The sequence below is a fragment of the Serratia liquefaciens genome (genome assembly GCF_027594825.1).
Lineage (GTDB): Bacteria > Pseudomonadota > Gammaproteobacteria > Enterobacterales > Enterobacteriaceae > Serratia > Serratia liquefaciens_A.
Genome location: NZ_CP088930.1, coordinates 1,909,719 through 1,927,770, shown reverse-complemented (window position 1 = coordinate 1,927,770; position 18,052 = coordinate 1,909,719). Strand labels below are relative to the sequence as shown.

At 57.9% G+C, this 18,052-nt stretch carries 19 protein-coding genes; 11 read left to right on the top strand and 8 right to left on the bottom strand.

Going from position 1 to position 18,052, the window contains the following annotated elements; translation table 11 throughout:
- Nucleotides 1-22 precede the first annotated feature (22 nt).
- Complete coding sequence (locus LQ945_RS08780; RefSeq protein WP_270102707.1) at nucleotides 23-967, top strand: LysR family transcriptional regulator; 945 nt, start codon at nucleotides 23-25, stop codon at nucleotides 965-967.
- Here the strand turns inward: LQ945_RS08780 and LQ945_RS08775 are convergent.
- From LQ945_RS08775 to LQ945_RS08755, 5 genes are all read right to left on the bottom strand, one after another.
- Entirely contained in the window at nucleotides 954-1,091 is a 138-nt protein-coding gene (locus LQ945_RS08775) for a hypothetical protein (RefSeq protein WP_269935658.1), read from the bottom strand. The two genes, LQ945_RS08780 and LQ945_RS08775, sit on opposite strands and share 14 nt — an antisense overlap.
- Nucleotides 1,060-1,491, bottom strand: a complete 432-nt coding sequence (locus LQ945_RS08770) for a VOC family protein (protein ID WP_044553213.1) — start codon at nucleotides 1,489-1,491, stop codon at nucleotides 1,060-1,062. Before LQ945_RS08770 ends, LQ945_RS08775 begins: the two co-directional genes overlap by 32 nt.
- Nucleotides 1,492-1,719: 228 nt before the next feature.
- Nucleotides 1,720-2,862 carry an FMN-dependent L-lactate dehydrogenase LldD gene (gene lldD, locus LQ945_RS08765; protein WP_182823171.1) on the bottom strand — a complete coding sequence of 381 codons (1,143 nt, stop codon included), beginning with the start codon at nucleotides 2,860-2,862 and terminating at the stop codon, nucleotides 1,720-1,722.
- Nucleotides 2,863-2,896: 34 nt separating this feature from the next.
- Complete coding sequence (locus LQ945_RS08760; RefSeq protein ID WP_270102706.1) at nucleotides 2,897-4,480, bottom strand: L-lactate permease; 1,584 nt, start codon at nucleotides 4,478-4,480, stop codon at nucleotides 2,897-2,899.
- A gap of 336 nt (nucleotides 4,481-4,816) precedes the next feature.
- Entirely contained in the window at nucleotides 4,817-5,737 is a 921-nt protein-coding gene (locus LQ945_RS08755; RefSeq protein WP_270102705.1) for a LysR family transcriptional regulator, read from the bottom strand.
- A gap of 153 nt (nucleotides 5,738-5,890) precedes the next feature.
- Between LQ945_RS08755 and LQ945_RS08750 the strand changes: the two genes are divergently transcribed.
- The 3 genes from LQ945_RS08750 to LQ945_RS08740 all read left to right on the top strand — a co-directional run bounded on the left by LQ945_RS08750 (nucleotide 5,891) and on the right by LQ945_RS08740 (nucleotide 8,234).
- Nucleotides 5,891-7,543, top strand: a complete 1,653-nt coding sequence (locus LQ945_RS08750) for a multidrug ABC transporter permease/ATP-binding protein (RefSeq protein ID WP_270102704.1) — start codon at nucleotides 5,891-5,893, stop codon at nucleotides 7,541-7,543.
- 392 nt (nucleotides 7,544-7,935) lie between these two features.
- Entirely contained in the window at nucleotides 7,936-8,049 is a 114-nt protein-coding gene (locus LQ945_RS08745) for a YmiA family putative membrane protein (RefSeq protein WP_044553206.1), read from the top strand.
- An 11-nt stretch (nucleotides 8,050-8,060) separates the two neighbouring features.
- Complete coding sequence (locus tag LQ945_RS08740; protein WP_270102703.1) at nucleotides 8,061-8,234, top strand: hypothetical protein; 174 nt, start codon at nucleotides 8,061-8,063, stop codon at nucleotides 8,232-8,234.
- Here LQ945_RS08740 and LQ945_RS08735 read toward each other — a convergent pair.
- Nucleotides 8,224-9,444 (bottom strand): CynX/NimT family MFS transporter, encoded by a 1,221-nt coding sequence (locus LQ945_RS08735; RefSeq protein ID WP_270102702.1) that lies wholly within the window; start codon nucleotides 9,442-9,444, stop codon nucleotides 8,224-8,226. The two genes, LQ945_RS08740 and LQ945_RS08735, sit on opposite strands and share 11 nt — an antisense overlap.
- 514 nt (nucleotides 9,445-9,958) lie before the next feature.
- On the opposite strand from LQ945_RS08735, the gene agaR reads away from it, so the two are divergent.
- The 6 genes from agaR to agaF are packed head-to-tail and all read left to right on the top strand — an operon-like array spanning nucleotide 9,959 to nucleotide 14,639.
- Nucleotides 9,959-10,732 (top strand): transcriptional repressor AgaR, encoded by a 774-nt coding sequence (gene agaR, locus LQ945_RS08730; RefSeq protein WP_270102701.1) that lies wholly within the window; start codon nucleotides 9,959-9,961, stop codon nucleotides 10,730-10,732.
- 23 nt (nucleotides 10,733-10,755) lie between these two features.
- Nucleotides 10,756-12,039, top strand: coding sequence for a D-tagatose-bisphosphate aldolase, class II, non-catalytic subunit (locus LQ945_RS08725; RefSeq protein ID WP_270102700.1), 1,284 nt, complete (start codon nucleotides 10,756-10,758; stop codon nucleotides 12,037-12,039).
- Nucleotide 12,040: 1 nt separating this feature from the next.
- Entirely contained in the window at nucleotides 12,041-12,517 is a 477-nt protein-coding gene (gene agaV / locus LQ945_RS08720; protein ID WP_270102699.1) for a PTS N-acetylgalactosamine transporter subunit IIB, read from the top strand.
- 14 nt (nucleotides 12,518-12,531) lie between these two features.
- Nucleotides 12,532-13,311: a PTS N-acetylgalactosamine transporter subunit IIC gene (gene agaW / locus LQ945_RS08715; RefSeq protein WP_020828422.1), complete on the top strand. Its 780-nt coding sequence runs from the start codon at nucleotides 12,532-12,534 to the stop codon at nucleotides 13,309-13,311.
- Complete coding sequence (locus LQ945_RS08710) at nucleotides 13,301-14,194, top strand: PTS system mannose/fructose/sorbose family transporter subunit IID (RefSeq protein WP_182823160.1); 894 nt, start codon at nucleotides 13,301-13,303, stop codon at nucleotides 14,192-14,194. Before agaW ends, LQ945_RS08710 begins: the two co-directional genes overlap by 11 nt.
- Before the next feature lie 10 nt (nucleotides 14,195-14,204).
- Nucleotides 14,205-14,639 carry a PTS galactosamine/N-acetylgalactosamine transporter subunit IIA gene (agaF, locus tag LQ945_RS08705; RefSeq protein ID WP_044553199.1) on the top strand — a complete coding sequence of 145 codons (435 nt, stop codon included), beginning with the start codon at nucleotides 14,205-14,207 and terminating at the stop codon, nucleotides 14,637-14,639.
- A 39-nt stretch (nucleotides 14,640-14,678) separates the two neighbouring features.
- On the opposite strand, the gene LQ945_RS08700 is transcribed toward agaF, so the two are convergent.
- The gene (locus tag LQ945_RS08700) at nucleotides 14,679-16,415 is read right to left on the bottom strand and encodes an ABC transporter ATP-binding protein/permease (protein ID WP_270102698.1); all 1,737 of its coding nucleotides are present in this window, start codon (nucleotides 16,413-16,415) and stop codon (nucleotides 14,679-14,681) included.
- 191 nt (nucleotides 16,416-16,606) lie between these two features.
- On the opposite strand from LQ945_RS08700, the gene LQ945_RS08695 reads away from it, so the two are divergent.
- Nucleotides 16,607-17,314, top strand: coding sequence for a tetratricopeptide repeat protein (locus LQ945_RS08695; protein WP_270102697.1), 708 nt, complete (start codon nucleotides 16,607-16,609; stop codon nucleotides 17,312-17,314).
- 49 nt (nucleotides 17,315-17,363) lie between these two features.
- Here the strand turns inward: LQ945_RS08695 and LQ945_RS08690 are convergent, their stop codons facing one another.
- Nucleotides 17,364-18,014, bottom strand: coding sequence for a DsbA family protein (locus LQ945_RS08690; protein WP_044553197.1), 651 nt, complete (start codon nucleotides 18,012-18,014; stop codon nucleotides 17,364-17,366).
- Nucleotides 18,015-18,052: the final 38 nt, after the last annotated feature.

The window sequence follows — 18,052 nt, the reverse complement described above, 5'->3', positions numbered from 1 at the left end:
TTATATAAATGAACAGTCGACGATGAAAAATCCCAAAATAGAAACTCTGTGGACCCATTTGCATTGGCTTACCGTGTTGGCCGAGCAGGGCAGTTATACCCGGGCGGCGGAGCGGTTGGATGTCAGCAAAGCGGCCATGAGCCAAAAAATCAAAGAGATTGAAATGCTGGCCGGGGTACCGTTGGTGCAGAGGACCACCCGCAGCGTCAGGCTGACCGAGGCCGGATCGAGGCTGGTCGAGGAGCTGCGCCAGCCTTTCGAGCAGATTAAGCAGAGCTTTTCCGGCATTTGCGATTCTGCCGGGCCGCTGCGCGGTTCGGTGCGGGTCACGGCGCCGGTGGCTTTTGCCCGCCAGCAACTGGTGCCGCGCATTACCGGCTTTCTCCGCGCTAATCCTGAGGTGCGGGTGCAGCTTGAGGTTTCGGATCGGCTGGTATCCCTGGCTACCGAGGGTTTTGATTTGGCGATCCGTCACAGTGACAGCCTGCCCGACACCCATGTCGCCTGGCGGTTGTGCTCAACCGAAACCCTGACGGTGGCGTCGGCAGACTACGTAACACGCCACGGTATGCCGACGTCACCGGCGGATCTGCAACGGCATCAGTGCCTTTACTACCCCCGCGGCACCGAACAACCGGGCTGGAGTTTCGTGGCTAAACATGCGCAGCAGGGCAAGGCAGAAAAGATCCGCGTGCCGGTCAGCGGCCCTTTTGCCACCAATAACAGCGAATCGATACGCGATGCGGCGGCAGAAGGGTTGGGTATTGCCTTGCTGCCGGACTTCAGTGCGCAGCAGGCGTTGGCGGACGGTCGATTGATTGAGGTACTGCCGGCCTGGCGGCCGATAGGCGCTTTTGCCGACAGTCTTTATGTGGTGCGCCCCTATGCGCCCCAGGTATCGCGAGCAGTGACGGAGTTCAGCCGTTATTTGCGTGGCGCCTTTGCCGAAGGGTTTACCGCCGGCTGAACGGCACATTGGGCTCTTGTGCGGTGCCGCGCATCAATGGCTGCGGCAAACCATCAAGCATTTCTTTTTGCGGCGAGAGTAACCAGGCGGCTTTACTCGCCGTCGCGCGGTCGGTGGTGAACATATTCCAGCACCGTACCGTCGGGCAGGCGGGCATTGAAACAGGCACCGGTCGGGACTTCCACCGGACCGAAAAATATTTCTGCTCCGGCGTCCAGCAGGCGTTGATGATAGGGATAAATATCATCGACCAACAGCGTGCCGACGGTAGAGCGGAAGGGCTGCAAATTCTCTGGCGACCCTTCCAGGATCAAAAAGGGGCCGACGGCTGCCAACACCAGGCTGTGTTGAGGAAAATCAAAACGCATGTCTGCCTGCACTCCCTGCAGCTGTTCATAAAAGGCGATGGTGCGGTCTATTTCGCCTTCGCCGACATAGACCCGGATCAAAACCCTCGGCTCCTTCAACGTTGAAGAGTCCGCGGTCTTGCGCCAAAAACCGGCTTCGGTGAGTTTTGTCGTCATCGGTGATGCCTTAAAAGAAAGGGCCAGGCCACCATCATGCACCCGTTATCCGACAATCATCAGACTGAATCGGCATAAGTTAGCATGGGGCGATTTATGAGTGGCGTTGCCCGTTTAGACCGCAGGTGACAACGGGCAACTACGGCTCATGGCTGGTGAGAGCGCCGTCGCCACGGTGGGTGCAACGGCCATGATGCTGGCGGCTTCAGGAACCGCCAGGGGAGGGTGTCAGCCGCGTCCGTGGACCAAAGAGCCGGCGCCAATTTCAGCAATGGTTTTGGCTCCGGTCAGCGTCATGGCAACGCGCATTTCTTTATCCAACAGCTCCAGCAGGTTAGCGACACCGGCCTGACCGGCGGCGGCCAGCGCGTAAACGAAGGCGCGCCCCAGCAGTACGCTGTCAGCCCCCAGAGCGATCATTCGCACCACGTCCAATCCGCTGCGGATGCCGGAGTCGGCCAGCAACGTAATGTCGCCTTTTACCGCATCGGCGATCGCCGGCATGGCGCGTGCGGTCGAGAGCACGCCGTCCAACTGACGGCCGCCGTGGTTGGAGACGATGATGCCGTCGGCACCGAATCGCACCGCATCCTTGGCGTCTTCGGGATCCAGAATGCCTTTAATGATCATCGGCCCTTCCCAGAATTCGCGGATCCACTCCAGATCTTTCCAGGAGATGGAAGGATCGAAGTTGGCCCCCAGCCAGCCGATATAGTCTTCGAGACTGGTCGGTTTACCGCGATAGGCTGACACATTGCCCAGATCGTGCGGTTTCCCCAGCAGGCCAACGTCCCAGGCCCATTGCGGGTGAGTAAACGCCTGCAGCACGCGGCGCAGGGAAGCGTTGGGGCCGCTCATACCGGAATGGGCGTCGCGATAGCGCGCGCCGGGGACCGGCATATCAACGGTGAACACCAGCGTTTTCACCCCGGCCGCTTTGGCACGCTCGAGCGCATTACGCATAAAGCCACGGTCCTTCAGCACGTACAGCTGGAACCACATGGGCCGATCGATGGCCGGCGCGACTTCCTCAATCGGGCATACCGAAACCGTAGACAGCGTAAAGGGAATGCCTTTCTGCGCCGCGGCCCGAGCCGCCTGTACTTCGCCGCGACGGGCATACATGCCGGTTAACCCGACCGGACCCAGTATCACCGGCATCGCCAGCTTTTCGCCGAACAGGTGGGTTTCCAGACTCAGGTCTGACATATTGCGCAGCACGCGCTGGCGCAGGGCGATATCGGCCAGATCTTCGGTATTGCGCTTGAGCGTATGCTCCGCGTAGGCCCCGCCGTCAATATAGTGGAACAAAAAGGGCGGAAGCTTGGCTTGCGCGGCAGCCCGATAGTCGGTTGAGGCGGAGATGATCATGTTTTTTTACCTTCTTTCGATAACGTGCTTTGGATCAGAGAGCCAGGATCTGGGCCATGACGGCGGCGATCCCTCCGTACGCCAGCATCGGCAGCACGGTCTTTCTGATGATTTTTCCTTCGGCGTTGCCGATCCCGAGGATCGAACAGACGGCGATAATATTGTTCAGGCACACCATATTGCCCATGGCGCCCCCGACGGATTGCAGCGCCAGCGTCAGGTTGACGTTTAGCCCGCTGCTCAGGGCGATCGATTGTTGGATGCCGCCGAACGTCAGGTTGGAAACGGTATTCGAGCCAGAGAAGAACGACCCCAGCGCGCCCAGGAAAGAAGAGAACAGCAGCCAGCTTTCCCCCGTCAGCGCCGCCAGCGCTTTACCAATCAGGATCACCGGCGCGTCGTTTTCCCCCTGCATCATCAGGTTGACCATCACCAGGGCACCCAACAGGGCGATAAAGGGCCTGGCTATCCGTTGACCGGTTTCGCTGAACATCTGTTTGACCTGGTGACGGTTCAGCCGAAACAGCGGAATGCACAGCAGCACTACCAGCAGAAAGGGGATCAGCGCGGGCACGTACAGCGTCTTGTAGCTGGCGGCGGCCGAGGTGCCGAGCACCCGTTGCAGCTCGATAATCAGGGCGTCGCTGACGCGCAGCTCACCCAGCCAGCCGAGGTTCCCTTGCCACAGCGGTGCCGTGCTGTTGAGCAGCGCTTTGATGCCCAATTGGTGGATGCGGGTCACTATCAGGATAGCAATCAGCAGCAGGGTCGGCGTCATGGCTTTGAGCACCTGCATAAAGGGCACCGGCTGGGCGTTTTCCTGTTGTTTTTCTACGCGAGCCAGGCCGATGCCGGCGCGGGCCAGCAACACCGACACCGCCAGGCCAATGGCGCCGCCGACCAGCGCCGGAAACTCATAATTCACCTGGGCCAGCAGCAGATAGGGCAGGGTACAGCTCAGGACGCTAAGCAGAATAAAAGGCAAATTGCGGCGAATGTCCCACCAGGAAACGATAAAACGCAATGCCAGCAGCGGGATCACGAACCCGGCGACAAAATGGATCAGCGCGGTCTGGCGCCCAATTTCCAACATGCTGGCGTCCGACAGGCCCAGATTGGCAAAGCCAAACCAGGTGGGGGTGCCCACGGCGCCGAAGGAGACGGGCACCGAGTTCATCACCAACGTCAGCAGGGCGACCCGCAGTGGGTTAAAGCCCAGCCCCACCAGAATGGGGGCCGCGATAGCCGCCGGCGTGCCGAAGCCGCTGGCGCCTTCTATCATGAACGCGAATGCCCAACCGATGATCATCAACTGTGCCACGGGATTGGGGCTGATATTCTCCAACCAGCGGCGTACCACGTTTTCCGCCCCGCTGATCTGCATCAGTTTGTTCAGCAAAATCGCACCGGCGATGATGGTGATAGGGGTTAAGACCGCCACCAGCGCAGTGACGATATTGGCATGCAACAGCAGGGGAGCATTGTCGAACCACAGTAGCTGCACGGCATATACGACGATAGCCGTCAGCGGCAGAGCGAGGTAAGAGGGAACGCCATTCCGTTTGGTCATCATCCAAATCAGCAGGACGATGGGCGCAACGCTGAAAAAAAGGGACATAAGATCCTCTTCGGTTATTATTTTTATTTTCGCGGAGATGTAGCTAAATGGTTAATTGCCGCAACATTTTTATTCTAATCACAACATTGGAGGCGGTGCTATACGGCAATTTTTTAACATCGAAAAGCGTCAGCGTGATGATTACAAAATGGGATTATTGGTACATGAAGGGGTAAGGAATATTGATTTAAAAATCAAGGAATTGGTTATTTAATTAAAGCGGAGATGGGGATGGATCACATTAATTAGGCGTTAATTCACCATAGATTATATCTAAAAATGCTGTAATCCCGCGCCGGCATCCTGCGGCTGAAAGGAAGGATATTGTGATCGGCCTCAAAAATAATGGCTGATATTTTGATAGTCCGCGATGATATGTTCGATCAGTAACCGGGTTTTTAGCGGTAAATTGCGGGTATAAGGGTAGACCGCATAAACGCCTAATACCTTGCCACAGTGGCCGGACAAAACTTCTACCAGCGTGCCTTCCTGCAAATCCTCGAACACCATGCAACGTGGCACCATGGCGATGCCATAACCGCCGATCGCCGCCTTGCGGATGGCCCGCGCGTTATTGGCGGACAAATTGCCTTTGACCTGCAGCTCATAAATCTCGCTGCCGCCCGGTGGCTTCATCAGCCAGTTGTCGGTACCACTTTCCTGATAGGTATAGGTCAGGCAGTTATGTTTGAGCAGGTCGTCGGCCGAATGGGGTTCGGCGTGCTGCTGCAGGTAACCGGGCGAGCAGACTATCACCCAACGGGAGTCAAGAATGTGGCGTGCGATGAGGCTTGAATCTGGCAGGGTGCCGGTGCGGATCGCCAGATCTATCCCTTCGTTGACCAGATCGGCAAAGCGATTCTCCAGCCGCATCTCCACCTTCAGGTTCGGATGCCGCGCACAGAATTCCGCCACGCTCTCGCTGAGCAGCAGCTCGCCCGAAATGGTCGGCACCGACATGCGGATAACGCCGGTCAATTCGTCGCTGTTTTCGCTGACGAGGTTCAGCGCATCCTGAATTTTGGCGCTGATCTCTTTGGCCTGGCGATACAGGCTGCGGCCATTTTCCGTCAGCGTCAGGCTGCGTGTGGTGCGATAAAGCAGGCGTGCACCTAGGGATTTCTCCAGGCGTCCAATACGCTTGCTGACCACCGAACTGGTGATACCGGCCGTTTCCGCGGCTTTGCTGAAAGAACCGCAATCAACAATTAAGGCGAACAGGATCAAATCGTTGGCATATTCATGTGTAGGCAGCATCAGTCTTGGTTTTCCTTGTCCCAGATCTCCAGCCAGTGTAAATCCTCTCGGGCAGGAATCAATCGTCGACGACAATATGAGAATTGTTATTGATATCACTTTTTGGCCGCTTACAATGCCTGCCATCTCAATATTTCAGGGTAAGGGTTTTTCATGGAGTTGCTACGGGTGGTTTACCGCCAATATCGCTGGCCGTTTGTGGCGGTAATGGCGTTGACCATGGCCAGCGCGGCATTGGGTATCGGCATCATTGCCTTTATCAACCTGCGGCTGATGACGGCGGCGGGCGATCCGCTGGCGGTATTGCCGGAGTTTCTCGGGTTGCTGGCATTGCTGATGGCAGTGACGCTGGGTTCGCAGTTGGCGCTGACCACCCTGGGCCACCACTTTGTGTTCCGGCTACGGGGTCAACTGGTGAAACGGATCCTGGATACCCCTATTGAGCGGATTGAACAGTTGGGCAGTGCTGCGCTGTTGGCGAGCCTGGCCAGCGACATTCGCAATATTACCCTGGCTTTTGTGCGTTTGCCCGAACTGGTGCAGGGGGTGATATTGACGTTGGGATCTGCGGCCTATCTGGGCTGGCTGTCGCCGCAGATGCTGGCGGTGACGGCCATCTGGGTCGCGGTAACGGTGTTTGGCAGCGGCTGTCTGGTATCGCGGGTCTATCGTCACCTGACCAACGTGCGTGAATCCGAAGAGCAACTCTATCAGCACTATCAGTCAGCCATTGACGGCCGTAAAGAGCTGGCGTTGAACCGCGATCGTGCCAAAGCGCTGTTTCGCCAGGCCTACCAGCCGGATGCCGAAGAGTATCGTTATCATATTATTCGTGCCGATACCTTTCATCTTAGCGCGGTGAACTGGTCGAATATCATGATGCTGGGCGCGATAGGCCTGGTGTTCTATATGGCCAACAGCCTGGGCTGGGCCGATACCGCCGTGGCGGCGACCTATTCACTGACGCTGCTGTTCCTGCGCACGCCGTTGCTGCAGGCGGTGGGGGCATTCCCTACGCTTATCAGCGCAGAAGTGGCCTTCAATAAGGTCAAATCCTTACGGCTCGCCGACTATCAAGAGCAATTTCCTGCGGTAGCGACCAAAGCCTGGCAAACATTGGAGCTGCGTGAGGTGATGTTCCACTATGGCGCGACGGAACAAAAGGCAGGGTTCGCCGTGGGCCCGCTGAATTTGACGCTGCGCCGCGGCGAATTGGTGTTCCTGATTGGCGGCAATGGCAGCGGAAAATCGACGCTGGCCATGCTGCTGACCGGGCTGTATCAGCCGGTCAGTGGCCAGATATTGCTGGACGGCATTGCGCAGAACCCGGCGGATATGCACCACTATCGCCGGTTGTTTTCCGCCATTTTTACCGATTTTCATCCGTTCCAGCATTTGCAGGGGCCTGAGGGCGGGCAGCCGGATGCTGAACTGGTGGAAAGCTGGCTTCATCGCCTGAACATGAAAAACAAGCTGGAGTTTGACGGTCTTCGGGTGACCAATCCTCAGTTGTCCCAGGGGCAACGCAAGCGTCTGGCGCTGTTGCTGGCGGTGGCCGAAGAGCGGGATATTCTGCTATTGGACGAATGGGCGGCGGATCAGGATCCGCAATTTAGACGTATCTTCTACCGCGAATTGCTGCCGCAGCTGCGTGCGTTGGGCAAAACGGTGTTTGCCATTAGCCATGACGATCACTATTTCGAGCATGCGGACCGTCTGTTCCAAATGCGCGATCGGCACCTTAGCGAATTGACCGGCAGCGAGCGTGAACTCGCCAGTAAAGACTCGGTTTCACATCTTGACTGATTAATGTCACTCGGGCGGCGCTCGTTGCCCGAGCCATCCCTCCCGTTAAAATCCCTTTCAAAAACTCAATTAACCATAAGCTAACCAGGGTCTTGGTCGATCGTGCGATTAATTTAGTTTTTTAATGGTTTTTTATTTCATAAAAGCTCGCATTACCCATTGCTTTGTTCTGGTTGTCAGTATCATAAAAAACGGCCAAGGGCCCTCAGAGAGATTCATTTTTGTACGGCCAGAACCCGCGCTCTCAGGGAGTTCGCCACCTCTTTGCGTGAGTCCCTCTTACGTGTTAGCACATATTTTTATAATTTCCATAGGAACAAACTACTTTATTGATCGTTTAAATAGATCAATAATCAATTATCGATTAGTTTAATCTATTGGATGGAGCGACTGTGATAGGCAAGGATGACGCGGATATCAAACGTAAAGCTTGGCTGTGCGTATTTATCGGCTGCGGGGTATTTTGGTTGGCCGTCGCCGCCGTGATTTATTGGCTGTTTATTTAGGAAGTAGGGTGATGGATAAAAAACGCGTAAAGCGCACGGGGGGCGACCGGGATGAAAGTCCGGCCAAAATCCCCCCTTCATGGCAGTTGACGAGCGAGCAACGGGATTTTATCAACGATCTCTGGCAGGACGATGCCGGGGACCCAGCGCCGGAAGACCCCGTTCCATCTGAGATTAACGAATAACCCGATTGCGCCCGGCTAACATGCCAAACAGCATTTGCAGCAGTGTCAGGCACAGCAGAACAATCAGTGGCAATCGCCAACCCTGAGTCAGATCGTGTAACAAACCGAACAGCGTGGGTCCCAGCGCCGCCAACAGATAGCCGACCGATTGCGCCATGCCCGACAGCTGCGTGGCCTGATGATGATGGCTGCTGCGCAGGCCAAAGAACGACAGCGCCAGCACCAAAGACCCCCCCGCCCCCAGTCCGGCAAAAATCAACCACACCAGAGAGTAACCCGGCAGCAGCAGCAGACCGGCGACGCCGATAAAAATCAGCAGAGAACTGCATAGCGCGATGGCGCGCTGATCGCGGGCGCGCGGCAGAATAAACACCATGACAAAGTTGGCGACGATCGCCACCACCTGGTAAATAAACAGCTCAAAACCAGCCTGTTGCGGTGACGTACCGTGGCTGGCGGCAAAGGTGCTGAACCAACCGATAATGGTGTAGAAGGTGATGGATTGCAGGCCCATAAACAGCGCCACCTGCCAACCAAGTGCACTGCCCCAGGGGGAACGTGACGGTGCTGGTTGAACCGACGCTGCGTTACCGGCCGTCGGGGCCGATGAGCGGCGCAGTTGCGGCAGCCAGACAATCAGCGCCAACAGTGCCGGCAGGCTCCAGCACAGCAGGGAAAAACGCCAGCCTTGGTCATGCAACGTCGCCAGCGGTACCGCCAGGCCGGAGGCGGTGGCCGCCACCAGCGACATCACCGCGGCATAGGCAGCAATCATGGCGGCGGCGCGTTCTGGAAAGTCTCGCTTTACCAGCGTGGGCAACACTACGTTGGCAAACGCGATGGCGGCACCGATCAACACGCTGCCCAGCCACAGCATGCCGGATTGCGGCATCGAACGCAGCACAATGCCAATCACCAGCAGCAGCAATGCCATGCCCAGCGTACGCTCAATGCCGATGCGTTTGGCCAGGCCGGGCGTGACCGGCGACAGCACGGCAAACAGGATCAGCGGCAGTGAGTTAAGCAGGCCGGCCGCGGTGGCGGAAAGCATCAACTGCTGCTGGATCTGTTCCAGCAGCGGCCCCACGCTGGTCAGCGCGGCACGCAGGTTGGCAGCGACCAGCATAATGCCGGCGACCAGTAACAAGGGGTGACGTAAACGGCTGCGTTTTGTCGCAGCAGGCGTTGGGGTTATAGCGGGTTGTGGCATGAGTTCCTCGCACCAGGGCATGCAGTCAATCAATTCTGCACGGCATGATGCGTTGATTGACGTTAACGCTTACGTAGCGGCAGGGAACCGCTATCTGCGCGCAAGTGTAGGGAAGAACCCCTGGCCTGACAAGGGGCCGATTAAGCGGTGCGCAAGCCTTTCCCCTGTCGCAAGCGGTACGCAGAATAGGCATAATTACGATTATGTGATCCCGATCACTCGATGAACTAAAAGTCGGCCAACCTGGCCGTTGCGTGGGCGCTTTCGTTCTGCGCACTGCGGCAGGCTTCTCACCCTGGCTACCGCGCTCGCCCTGACATTTCATTTTGCCTTTCGCTGCGGCAATTAATTTTCACTTCATTTCGATTCGAAAGGTTTTCAGCCACTTTTTCTGCTAAAACAGCGCTGTAACCGCGATCACAATTTCATTGCTTTCGCTTTGCTGTAATGCCTGCGCAGTAGAGCGAAAGCCATCTTCTCCCCGGCCTGGCCGGAAACCTGAGGACCGCAGCTCATGCCAGTGAATACCGCAAAGCGCCGTGAACACATTATCGATCTGTTATGCGAACACGGCAGCGTTCGCGTGGAGCAGCTCAGCAAACAGTTTGCCGTATCCACGGTGACGATCCGCAACGATCTGCGCTTTCTGGAACGAAAAGGGTGTGCGCTACGGGCCTATGGCGGCGCAATGCTCAATCAGCAATTTGCCTTCGATCGTCCACTGCATGACAAAGGACGGCTGAACCGCGATGTGAAGTCGCAGATCGCAAACGTAGCGGCAAGCTATGTGCGTGATGGCGACGCGCTGATCCTCGATTCTGGTTCCACCACCACCCAGATAGTGCCGTTCCTGAAAGGACGACGCGATCTGGTGGTGATGACCAATGCGCTGAACATTGCCTATGAGCTTTCCGGTAATGATGGGGTGGAGGTGATGGTGTTGGGCGGCAGCGTGCGCCGTAATTCTTACTCGCTCTACGGTCCGGCTGCCGAGCAGCAATTGCGCCAGTACCGCTTCGACAAACTGTTTTTGGGCGTCGACGGTTTCGATCTGGTTGCCGGTATCACCACGCCTCACCCTGGAGAGGCGCACCTCAACCGCGTGATGTGCGAGGTGGCGCGCGAGATTATCGCCGTGGCGGATGCCAGCAAGTTTGGTCGCAAGAGCTTTTGCATGATTCGCGAAGCCGGACAAATTCATAGGCTGATTACCGACAGCCTTCTTCCGGACGATTACGAGCGGGCGTTAACCGAGTTGGGCGTGGAGGTAGTCATCGCCGATCGGTAGTACGGCGCCTGCGTGGGGGATTCATGCAGCAGTTGTTACAGCTTGTTGAGCAGCACAAGGCCGGTAAACCGGTCGGGATCTTTTCCGTTTGTTCCGCTCACCCCTGGGTGCTGAAAGCGGCCCTGCGGCAGGCCAAAACGCGCGGCACGCCGGTACTGGTTGAGGCCACCTCGAATCAGGTCAATCAGTTTGGCGGCTACACCGGCCAGACGGCGGAACAGTTCCGCGATGCCCTGTGGCGATTGGCGGACGAGGAAGGGTTGGCACGCGATCGTTTGTGGCTGGGGGGCGATCATCTCGGCCCCAACGCCTGGCAGGATCGGCCGGCAGAAGAAGCAATGCAGTTGGCGGAAACGCTGATCGACGATTATGTTCGCGCCGGTTTTCGCAAAATCCACCTCGATTGCTCCATGTCTTGTGCCGGCGATCCCTTCCCTTTAAATGATGAAACTGTTGCTGCCCGTGCGGCACGTTTGTGCGCCATTGCTGAATGCGCCTGGCAGCAAAGCGGCGGTGAGCCGCCGGTGTATGTGATCGGGACCGAAGTGCCGGTGCCGGGCGGCGCGCAGGAGGCGCTGGAAGGTATGCAGGTCACCACGCCACGGGCGGTGCAGCAAACGCTCGAAATCCATCGCCTGGCCTGGCAGCAAGCGGAACTGGTCGATGCCTGGACGCGAACCATTGCGCTGGTGGTGCAGCCGGGCGTGGAGTTTGATCATCACAGCGTGGAGCACTATCAACCGCAGCGGGCCCATGAGCTGAGCCGCTTTATCGAACGGCAGCCGGGCATGGTGTACGAGGCGCACTCAACGGATTACCAACCGCCGCAGGCCTATCGTCAGCTGGTGGGCGATCATTTTGCCATCCTGAAAGTCGGCCCGGCGCTGACCTTCGCACTGCGTGAAGCGCTGTTCGCACTGGATCATATTGAACGTGAATGGCTTGGCGAACATCAGTCTGCGCAGCTGTGCGCCACGCTGGAACAGGTCATGCGTGAGCAGCCGCAGCAGTGGAGCCGCTACTACCATGGCAACCCTCATCAACAGTATCTCGACCGCCACTATAGCCTGAGCGATCGGGTGCGTTACTACTGGCCACAGCCGCAGGTGCAGCAGGCGGTGGATGGCCTGATGGACAATCTGCGTCGTCACCCGGTGCCGTTGGCGCTATTGAGCCAGTACCTGCCAGATCAGGCCCGCGCGCTGAATGCCGGAGAACTGAGCCGGGATCCGCAGGACTGGGTGATGCACAAGGTGACGCAGGTACTCGACGACTACCATGCCGCCTGCTATCCGGAGGTGCAGTGAAATGCCGAATATCTTGATGACCCGTATCGATAACCGACTGGTTCACGGCCAGGTTGGCGTCACCTGGACCAACACCCTGGGCGCGAACCTGGTGGTGGTGGCCAACGATGAGGCGGCAGCCGATCCTGTGCAGCAGAACCTGATGGATATGGTGGTGGCGGAAGGGGTGCAGACGCGCTACTTCACGCTGCAAAAGACCATCGACGTGATCCACAAGGCGGCGGATCGACAGAGGATCTTTTTGGTGTGCAAAACACCTCAGGATGTCTTGCGGTTGGTGCAGGGTGGGGTACCGATCCGTTTCGTGAACGTCGGCAACATGCATTTTGCCGAGGGGAAGCGGCAGGTGCATAAAACGGTCTCGCTGGATGAAAGCGACGTCGCAGCCTTTCGCGAGCTGGCGGCGCTTGGCGTCGAATGTGAGGTACGCCGGGTGCCGGATGAAGCGGGTGAGGCGGTCGGCAAACTGCTGTTTTGAATTCGGGGGAAATCATGTTGACTGATGCGTTATTGATTGCATTGTTGGCCGGGCTGGCGGGGGTCGATCTGTTTGACGGCCTGACCCACTTTCACCGTCCGGTGGTGTTGGGGCCGCTGGTCGGTCTGATCCTGGGGGATGTTTACACTGGCCTGTTGGTGGGCGGCACGTTGGAACTGGTGTGGATGGGCATGGTGCCCCTGGCGGGTGCCCAGCCGCCAAACGTGGTGATTGGCGGGGTGATCGGAACGGCGTTTGCCATCCTGACCAAGGCCGATCCCAAGGTGGCGATCGGCGTGGCCGTGCCGTTTTCTATCGCGGTGCAGGGCTGTATTACGCTGCTGTTTACCCTGTTTTCACCGATGATGCACCGCTGCGATCGGATGGTGAAAGAGCTGAACTGGCGCGGTATCGAACGGGTGAATTATCTCGGCATAAGCATCCTGTTCGCGTTCTATTTTGTGGTGGCCTTTTTGCCGATTTATTTCGGTGCCGATGCGGCCAGCGCCATGGTGCAAAAGGCGCCGACCTGGCTGCTGGACGGCCTGGCGGTGGCGGGCGGCATGATGCCGGCGATCGGCTTCTCGCTGTTGATGAAAGTGATGATGAAAAAAACCTACGTGGCTTACTTCATCCTCGGCTTTATTTCCGTCACCTTCCTGAAACTGCCGATCCTGGCGGTGGCGCTGGGGGCACTGGCGATCGCACTGATCGATTTCTTTAACAGCCAACGATCCGGGGCGGACACGCCCAAACCGTCCGTACAACAGGAGGATGCTGAAGATGGCATTTAATGATTCCGACGATCTGCTGGCGCAAAAAGCGGAGCAGCGCATGGCGCAGGCCCTGGCGACCAGCCAGGTAGACCAGGACGACTATATCGACAGCGAGCCAGCCGAGGCGCTGACCCGTGGCGATATCAACCGCATGGCCTGGCGTTCCCTGCTGCTGCAGGCGTCTTTTAACTATGAACGCATGCAGGCCGGTGGCTGGCTTTATCAGTTGATCCCGGGGTTGCGCAAGATCCATCGCAATCCGCAGGATCTGGCCAATTCGATGAAGATGCACATGGAGTTTATCAACGTGCACCCGTTCGACGTCACCTTCCTGTCAGGTCTGGTGCTGGCGATGGAGCAGAACAAGGAGAAAATCTCCACCATCCGTGCGGTAAAAGTGGCGCTGATGGGGCCGCTGGGCGGCATCGGTGACGCGCTGTTCTGGCTAACGTTGTTACCTATCTGCGCCGGGATCGGCGCCTCGTTGGCGCTGGAAGGCAGCCTGTTCGGGCCGATCGTCTTCCTGCTGCTGTTTAACGTTTTTCACTTCGGCTTGCGGTTCGGGCTGGCGCACTATGGCTATCAGGCCGGCACCAGCGCCCTGGCGCTGCTGAAAACCCATACCCGGCGAATATCACACGCCGCTTCGATTGTCGGCATGACGGTGATCGGGGCGCTGGTGGCTTCCTATGTCCATCTTTCCACCCCGCTGGTGATGCATGCCGGCAAGGCCAGCGTGGCGCTTCAGACCGACGTGCTGGACAAGCTGATGCCCAACTTGCTGCCGCTGTGCTTTACGCTGCTGATCTTCTTCCTGATGAAGCGGGGCTTCTCGCCGGTGAAACTGATTGGCGTGACGGTGGTGATCGGGGTGGTCGGCAAATTTATCGGTTTACTGTGAGGAACGGGCTATGCCAGGCATTGTTATTACCGGCCACGGCGGCTTTGCCAGTGGCCTGCTGCAGGCGGTGGAACAGGTGGTGGGGCCGCAGCAAAATTGCGTCGCGGTCAATTTTCCGGAGCAGATGAGCACCGCTCAGTTAAGGGTTGCCCTTAACGCGGCGCTGGCCGAAGTGGCCCAGACGGACGGCGTGGTGTTTCTCACCGATATGCTCGGGGGGTCACCGTTCCGCTGCGCCAGCGAACTGGCGGACGAGCGCGGTGACTGTGAAGTGCTGACCGGGGTAAACATGCAGCTGGCAGCGGAAATGATGCTGGAACGCGATGGGCTGAGCCTGGATGAGTTTCGTGAAGTGGCGTTGGCGTGCGGCAAGCGCGGGCTGACCAGCCTGTGGCACGAAAGGCGTCGGGTGAAATGCGAGGACGTTCAGGCCGACGGCATCTGAGTAAAGCCGGGCGCAACCGTACAGGCTGCGCCCGGGCACTTAGCCGGCAACGGGCAAGGTGCTGAGTGCCATGCGTGCCGGTTGGCTTTCTTCCGCGCGGCTAAAGCGCCAGCAGCTCTGATGGTATTTCGCCACGCTGTTGCGGTGCGCCACGCTAACCAGCGTCACGTCCGGCAGTTCATCCACCAACAGGCAGTACATCAGTTGCTCGGTTTCGTCATCCAGCGCGCTGGTGGCTTCGTCGAGGAACAAAATGTCCGGGCGGGTCAGGATCGCACGGGCGAAGGCCAATCGCTGTTGTTCACCCGGCGACAGGCGCTGGCTCCAGTTGGCGCTGGTATCCAGCCAGCGTTGAAGGTGTTTAAGCCGGCAGTTCTCCAGGACTTTCAGCAACTGTTCATCGCTGTAATCGGCGGCGAGATGCGGATAGCTGAGCGCCTCTCGCAGCGTACCGATCGGAATATAACTGCGTTGCGGCAGGAATAACGTACTGCTGGCGGCGTCGAGCCCAATCGCGCCGGAACCGTACGGCCAGATACCGGCAATGGCGCGCAACAGGGTTGATTTACCGCAGCCTGAGGGGCCAACGATCAGCACGCGGTCACCACGTTTGAGCGTCATTGAGGTCGGCTCCAGCAAGCGTTGGCCATCCGGCAGTTGCAGACTGAGGCGGTCCAGGGACATCGGCTGCTCATTTTCCTGCTGCAATTGAATGCCGCGCTGCTGATGGTGTACCTGATCTACGGCGGCGTTAAAACCGGCGAGGCGGTTAACGCAGGCTTTCCAGGTGGCCAGATCGGTGAAGGCGTCGATAAACCAGGACAGCGCCCCCTGCACTTGCCCAAAAGCGGAGGCAATCTGCATCATCCCCCCCATTTCAATGGCGCCGGAAAAATAGCGTGGTGCAGCTACCAGCAACGGAAAGACAATGGCGAATTGGCTGTAAAAATTGGAGGCAATATTGAGCCGCCGGGTGATGCGCATGATTGACCACCAGTTGGCACGGATGGCTTCAAAGCGCCCACCCAGCTGTTGTGCTTCATGCGGCTCGCCGTGATACAGCGCGATGGCATCATTATTTTCACGGATGCGGATCAGGCCGAAACGGAAGTTCGCTTCATAGCGTTCCTGATTAAAACCCAATTGTACCAAGGGCTTGCCGACACCCCAGATCAGCAGGGATCCCAGCCCGGCGTACAACAGGGCGAACCACACCATATAGCCGGGCAGGGTGATGGCATGCTGGCTGATGACAAAGGTAATGGGGCCGCTGACGTGCCAGAGAATGGCAATAAAAGAAAACAGCGTCACCAGACTGGACAGCAGCCCGAGCGAAAGCGACAGCGTGTATTGGGTCAGCACGTTGAGATCTTCGGCGATACGCTGGTCCGGGTTATCGACGATTTGCTGCTGTTCGGTATGGTAATACGCCTGATGCGCCAGCCATTTGCCCATGAATTTTTCGGTCATCCAGCGCCGCCAGTGCATCTGCAGGCCCTGAGTCAGGTAAATTTTAAACACCGCCAGCACGATGAAAATCAGCGCCAGATAGGTAAAACGCCACAGCTGCGCCTTGAATACCGGGTAATTTTTATTTTGCAGCGCGTCGTAAAACACCTGATTCCACTGGTTGATCAGCACGCTGATGTACACCAACCCCAGCGATAAGGCGATGATGGCGATCAGCATCGCCCAGGCCCGAAGTTTCTCTTCCGAAACCCAGAAAGGTTTGATCAGTTGCCAGACGGCGTGTTTGGGTGTGGGGGTAGCGTTCATGGACTCTCGCAGGTTTTGTCTTTTTTTCAGCATGGGCCGGGGACAGGTAACAAACAAACCCTGACTGTAAGCAGTTTTGACGTCGCTAACCGTTTGAAATATTGCGGCTGAATCGTCAGGGGTGATGCCGTGGCGGTTGGCGGTTATACTGGCGCCGAAAATGGGTTCGTTTACTGCGGAAAGGATAAGTGATGAAGGCGTGGGTTCCCCTGCTGTTGGCCTATGGTGCGCTTGCCAGCGACCGGGCAATGGCGCAGATTGACGAGCCGGATATTGATGCCGATTGTCACAAGGTCGCCAGTTATGCCGAGTTGGGCAAAAATGCCTACCAGCGTGGCGATTACCCGCGCGCCGCCGATATTTTCCGCGATCAGGCCGCCTGGAGTGAGTTTTGCGGCTTGGACCGTCAGGCAACCGCCACCGCCTATAACAACGTGGCGCTGGCACTGATGCATGCCGGCGAGCTGCTTAAGGCGCGTGCCTATTTGGCTCTGGCGCCGCAGGACAGTAAATCCCAGCATAATCTCAAGCTGTTGCAGGAGCGGCTGGCGAAGCGAACGCCGCTCACCGGGCCGGGTGGAGTCTATTGGCAATATGCCGGGCGCGGCGTCTGGAACGAGGTGGAGGTCAAGCCGCAAGATGAACGCTGGCTGATCAGTTACTCCGGCTATTACATGCCGCAGATGGGCCTGTATTACGGGCCGAATATGGGAGAATTCGTTCAGACGTTGCCGATAGAGCAGGGTAAGGCGGTGTACCGTCAGCGGGAACCGGAAGACGCGATGGCCTGCGATGTGGCGATGCAATTCACCCACGATGGTCTGGACATGCATACCCAGGGCGATTGCGGTTTCGGTTTTAACGTGCGTGCGGAAGGGCACTTTGTGCGGGTTGAATAATCAGCTCCGGGCATCCAATACGTTGAACACCCGGCAGCCGTAACAGCGATTACGCCCAGGTGGCGGCGCCGCTCAATAACTCTTTCCAGGCCTCAACGTTGCCAAGATAGTTGCCCGCCGGGATCTGGCGCAGCTGGCCTTCGCTGTCTTGCAGAGCGAAAGTTGGGAACCCCTGGCCCTGAACCTTGGCAAGCAGCGCCCGGCTTTGCGCGATGTGCTGCGCGGTGGGCGCACCGGCGTTAAACCGCATTTCGGCGATAAACGGAGCTGAGGGCAAGCCCAGCTCTTTCGCCAGGGCTTCCAGCACCGGCGTGTCGGCGATACGGCGGCCTTCCTGATAATGTGCCTCCTGAATGCGGTGCAGCATATCCAGCCCGCGTCCCGCCAGCGCCTGTGCCGCCAGTATGGCGGTAATCGGCGGCTCGGAGTCCATCACTGCCGTGGTATCACGCAGCAATCCATTGAAATAAGCTTCGCCAAAGGGTTGGCCGGTTAACTCCGCAATGCGCTTGTCATGCGGGATCACATAATTGCGCCATTCATCCGTGATTTGACGGCGGTTGTTGCCGGTCATCATGCCGCCGGCGTGCAGGGCGACGGTCAACCCTGGAATGGTTTTGGCCGCTTTCACCAGTGGGGCTGCGCCATAGCACCAGCCACACAGCGGATCGAAAATGTAATGCAGAGTCGAGCCAGTCATGTTTATTCCTCGTTTTACCCGCCGGCCAGGTGGCGGGC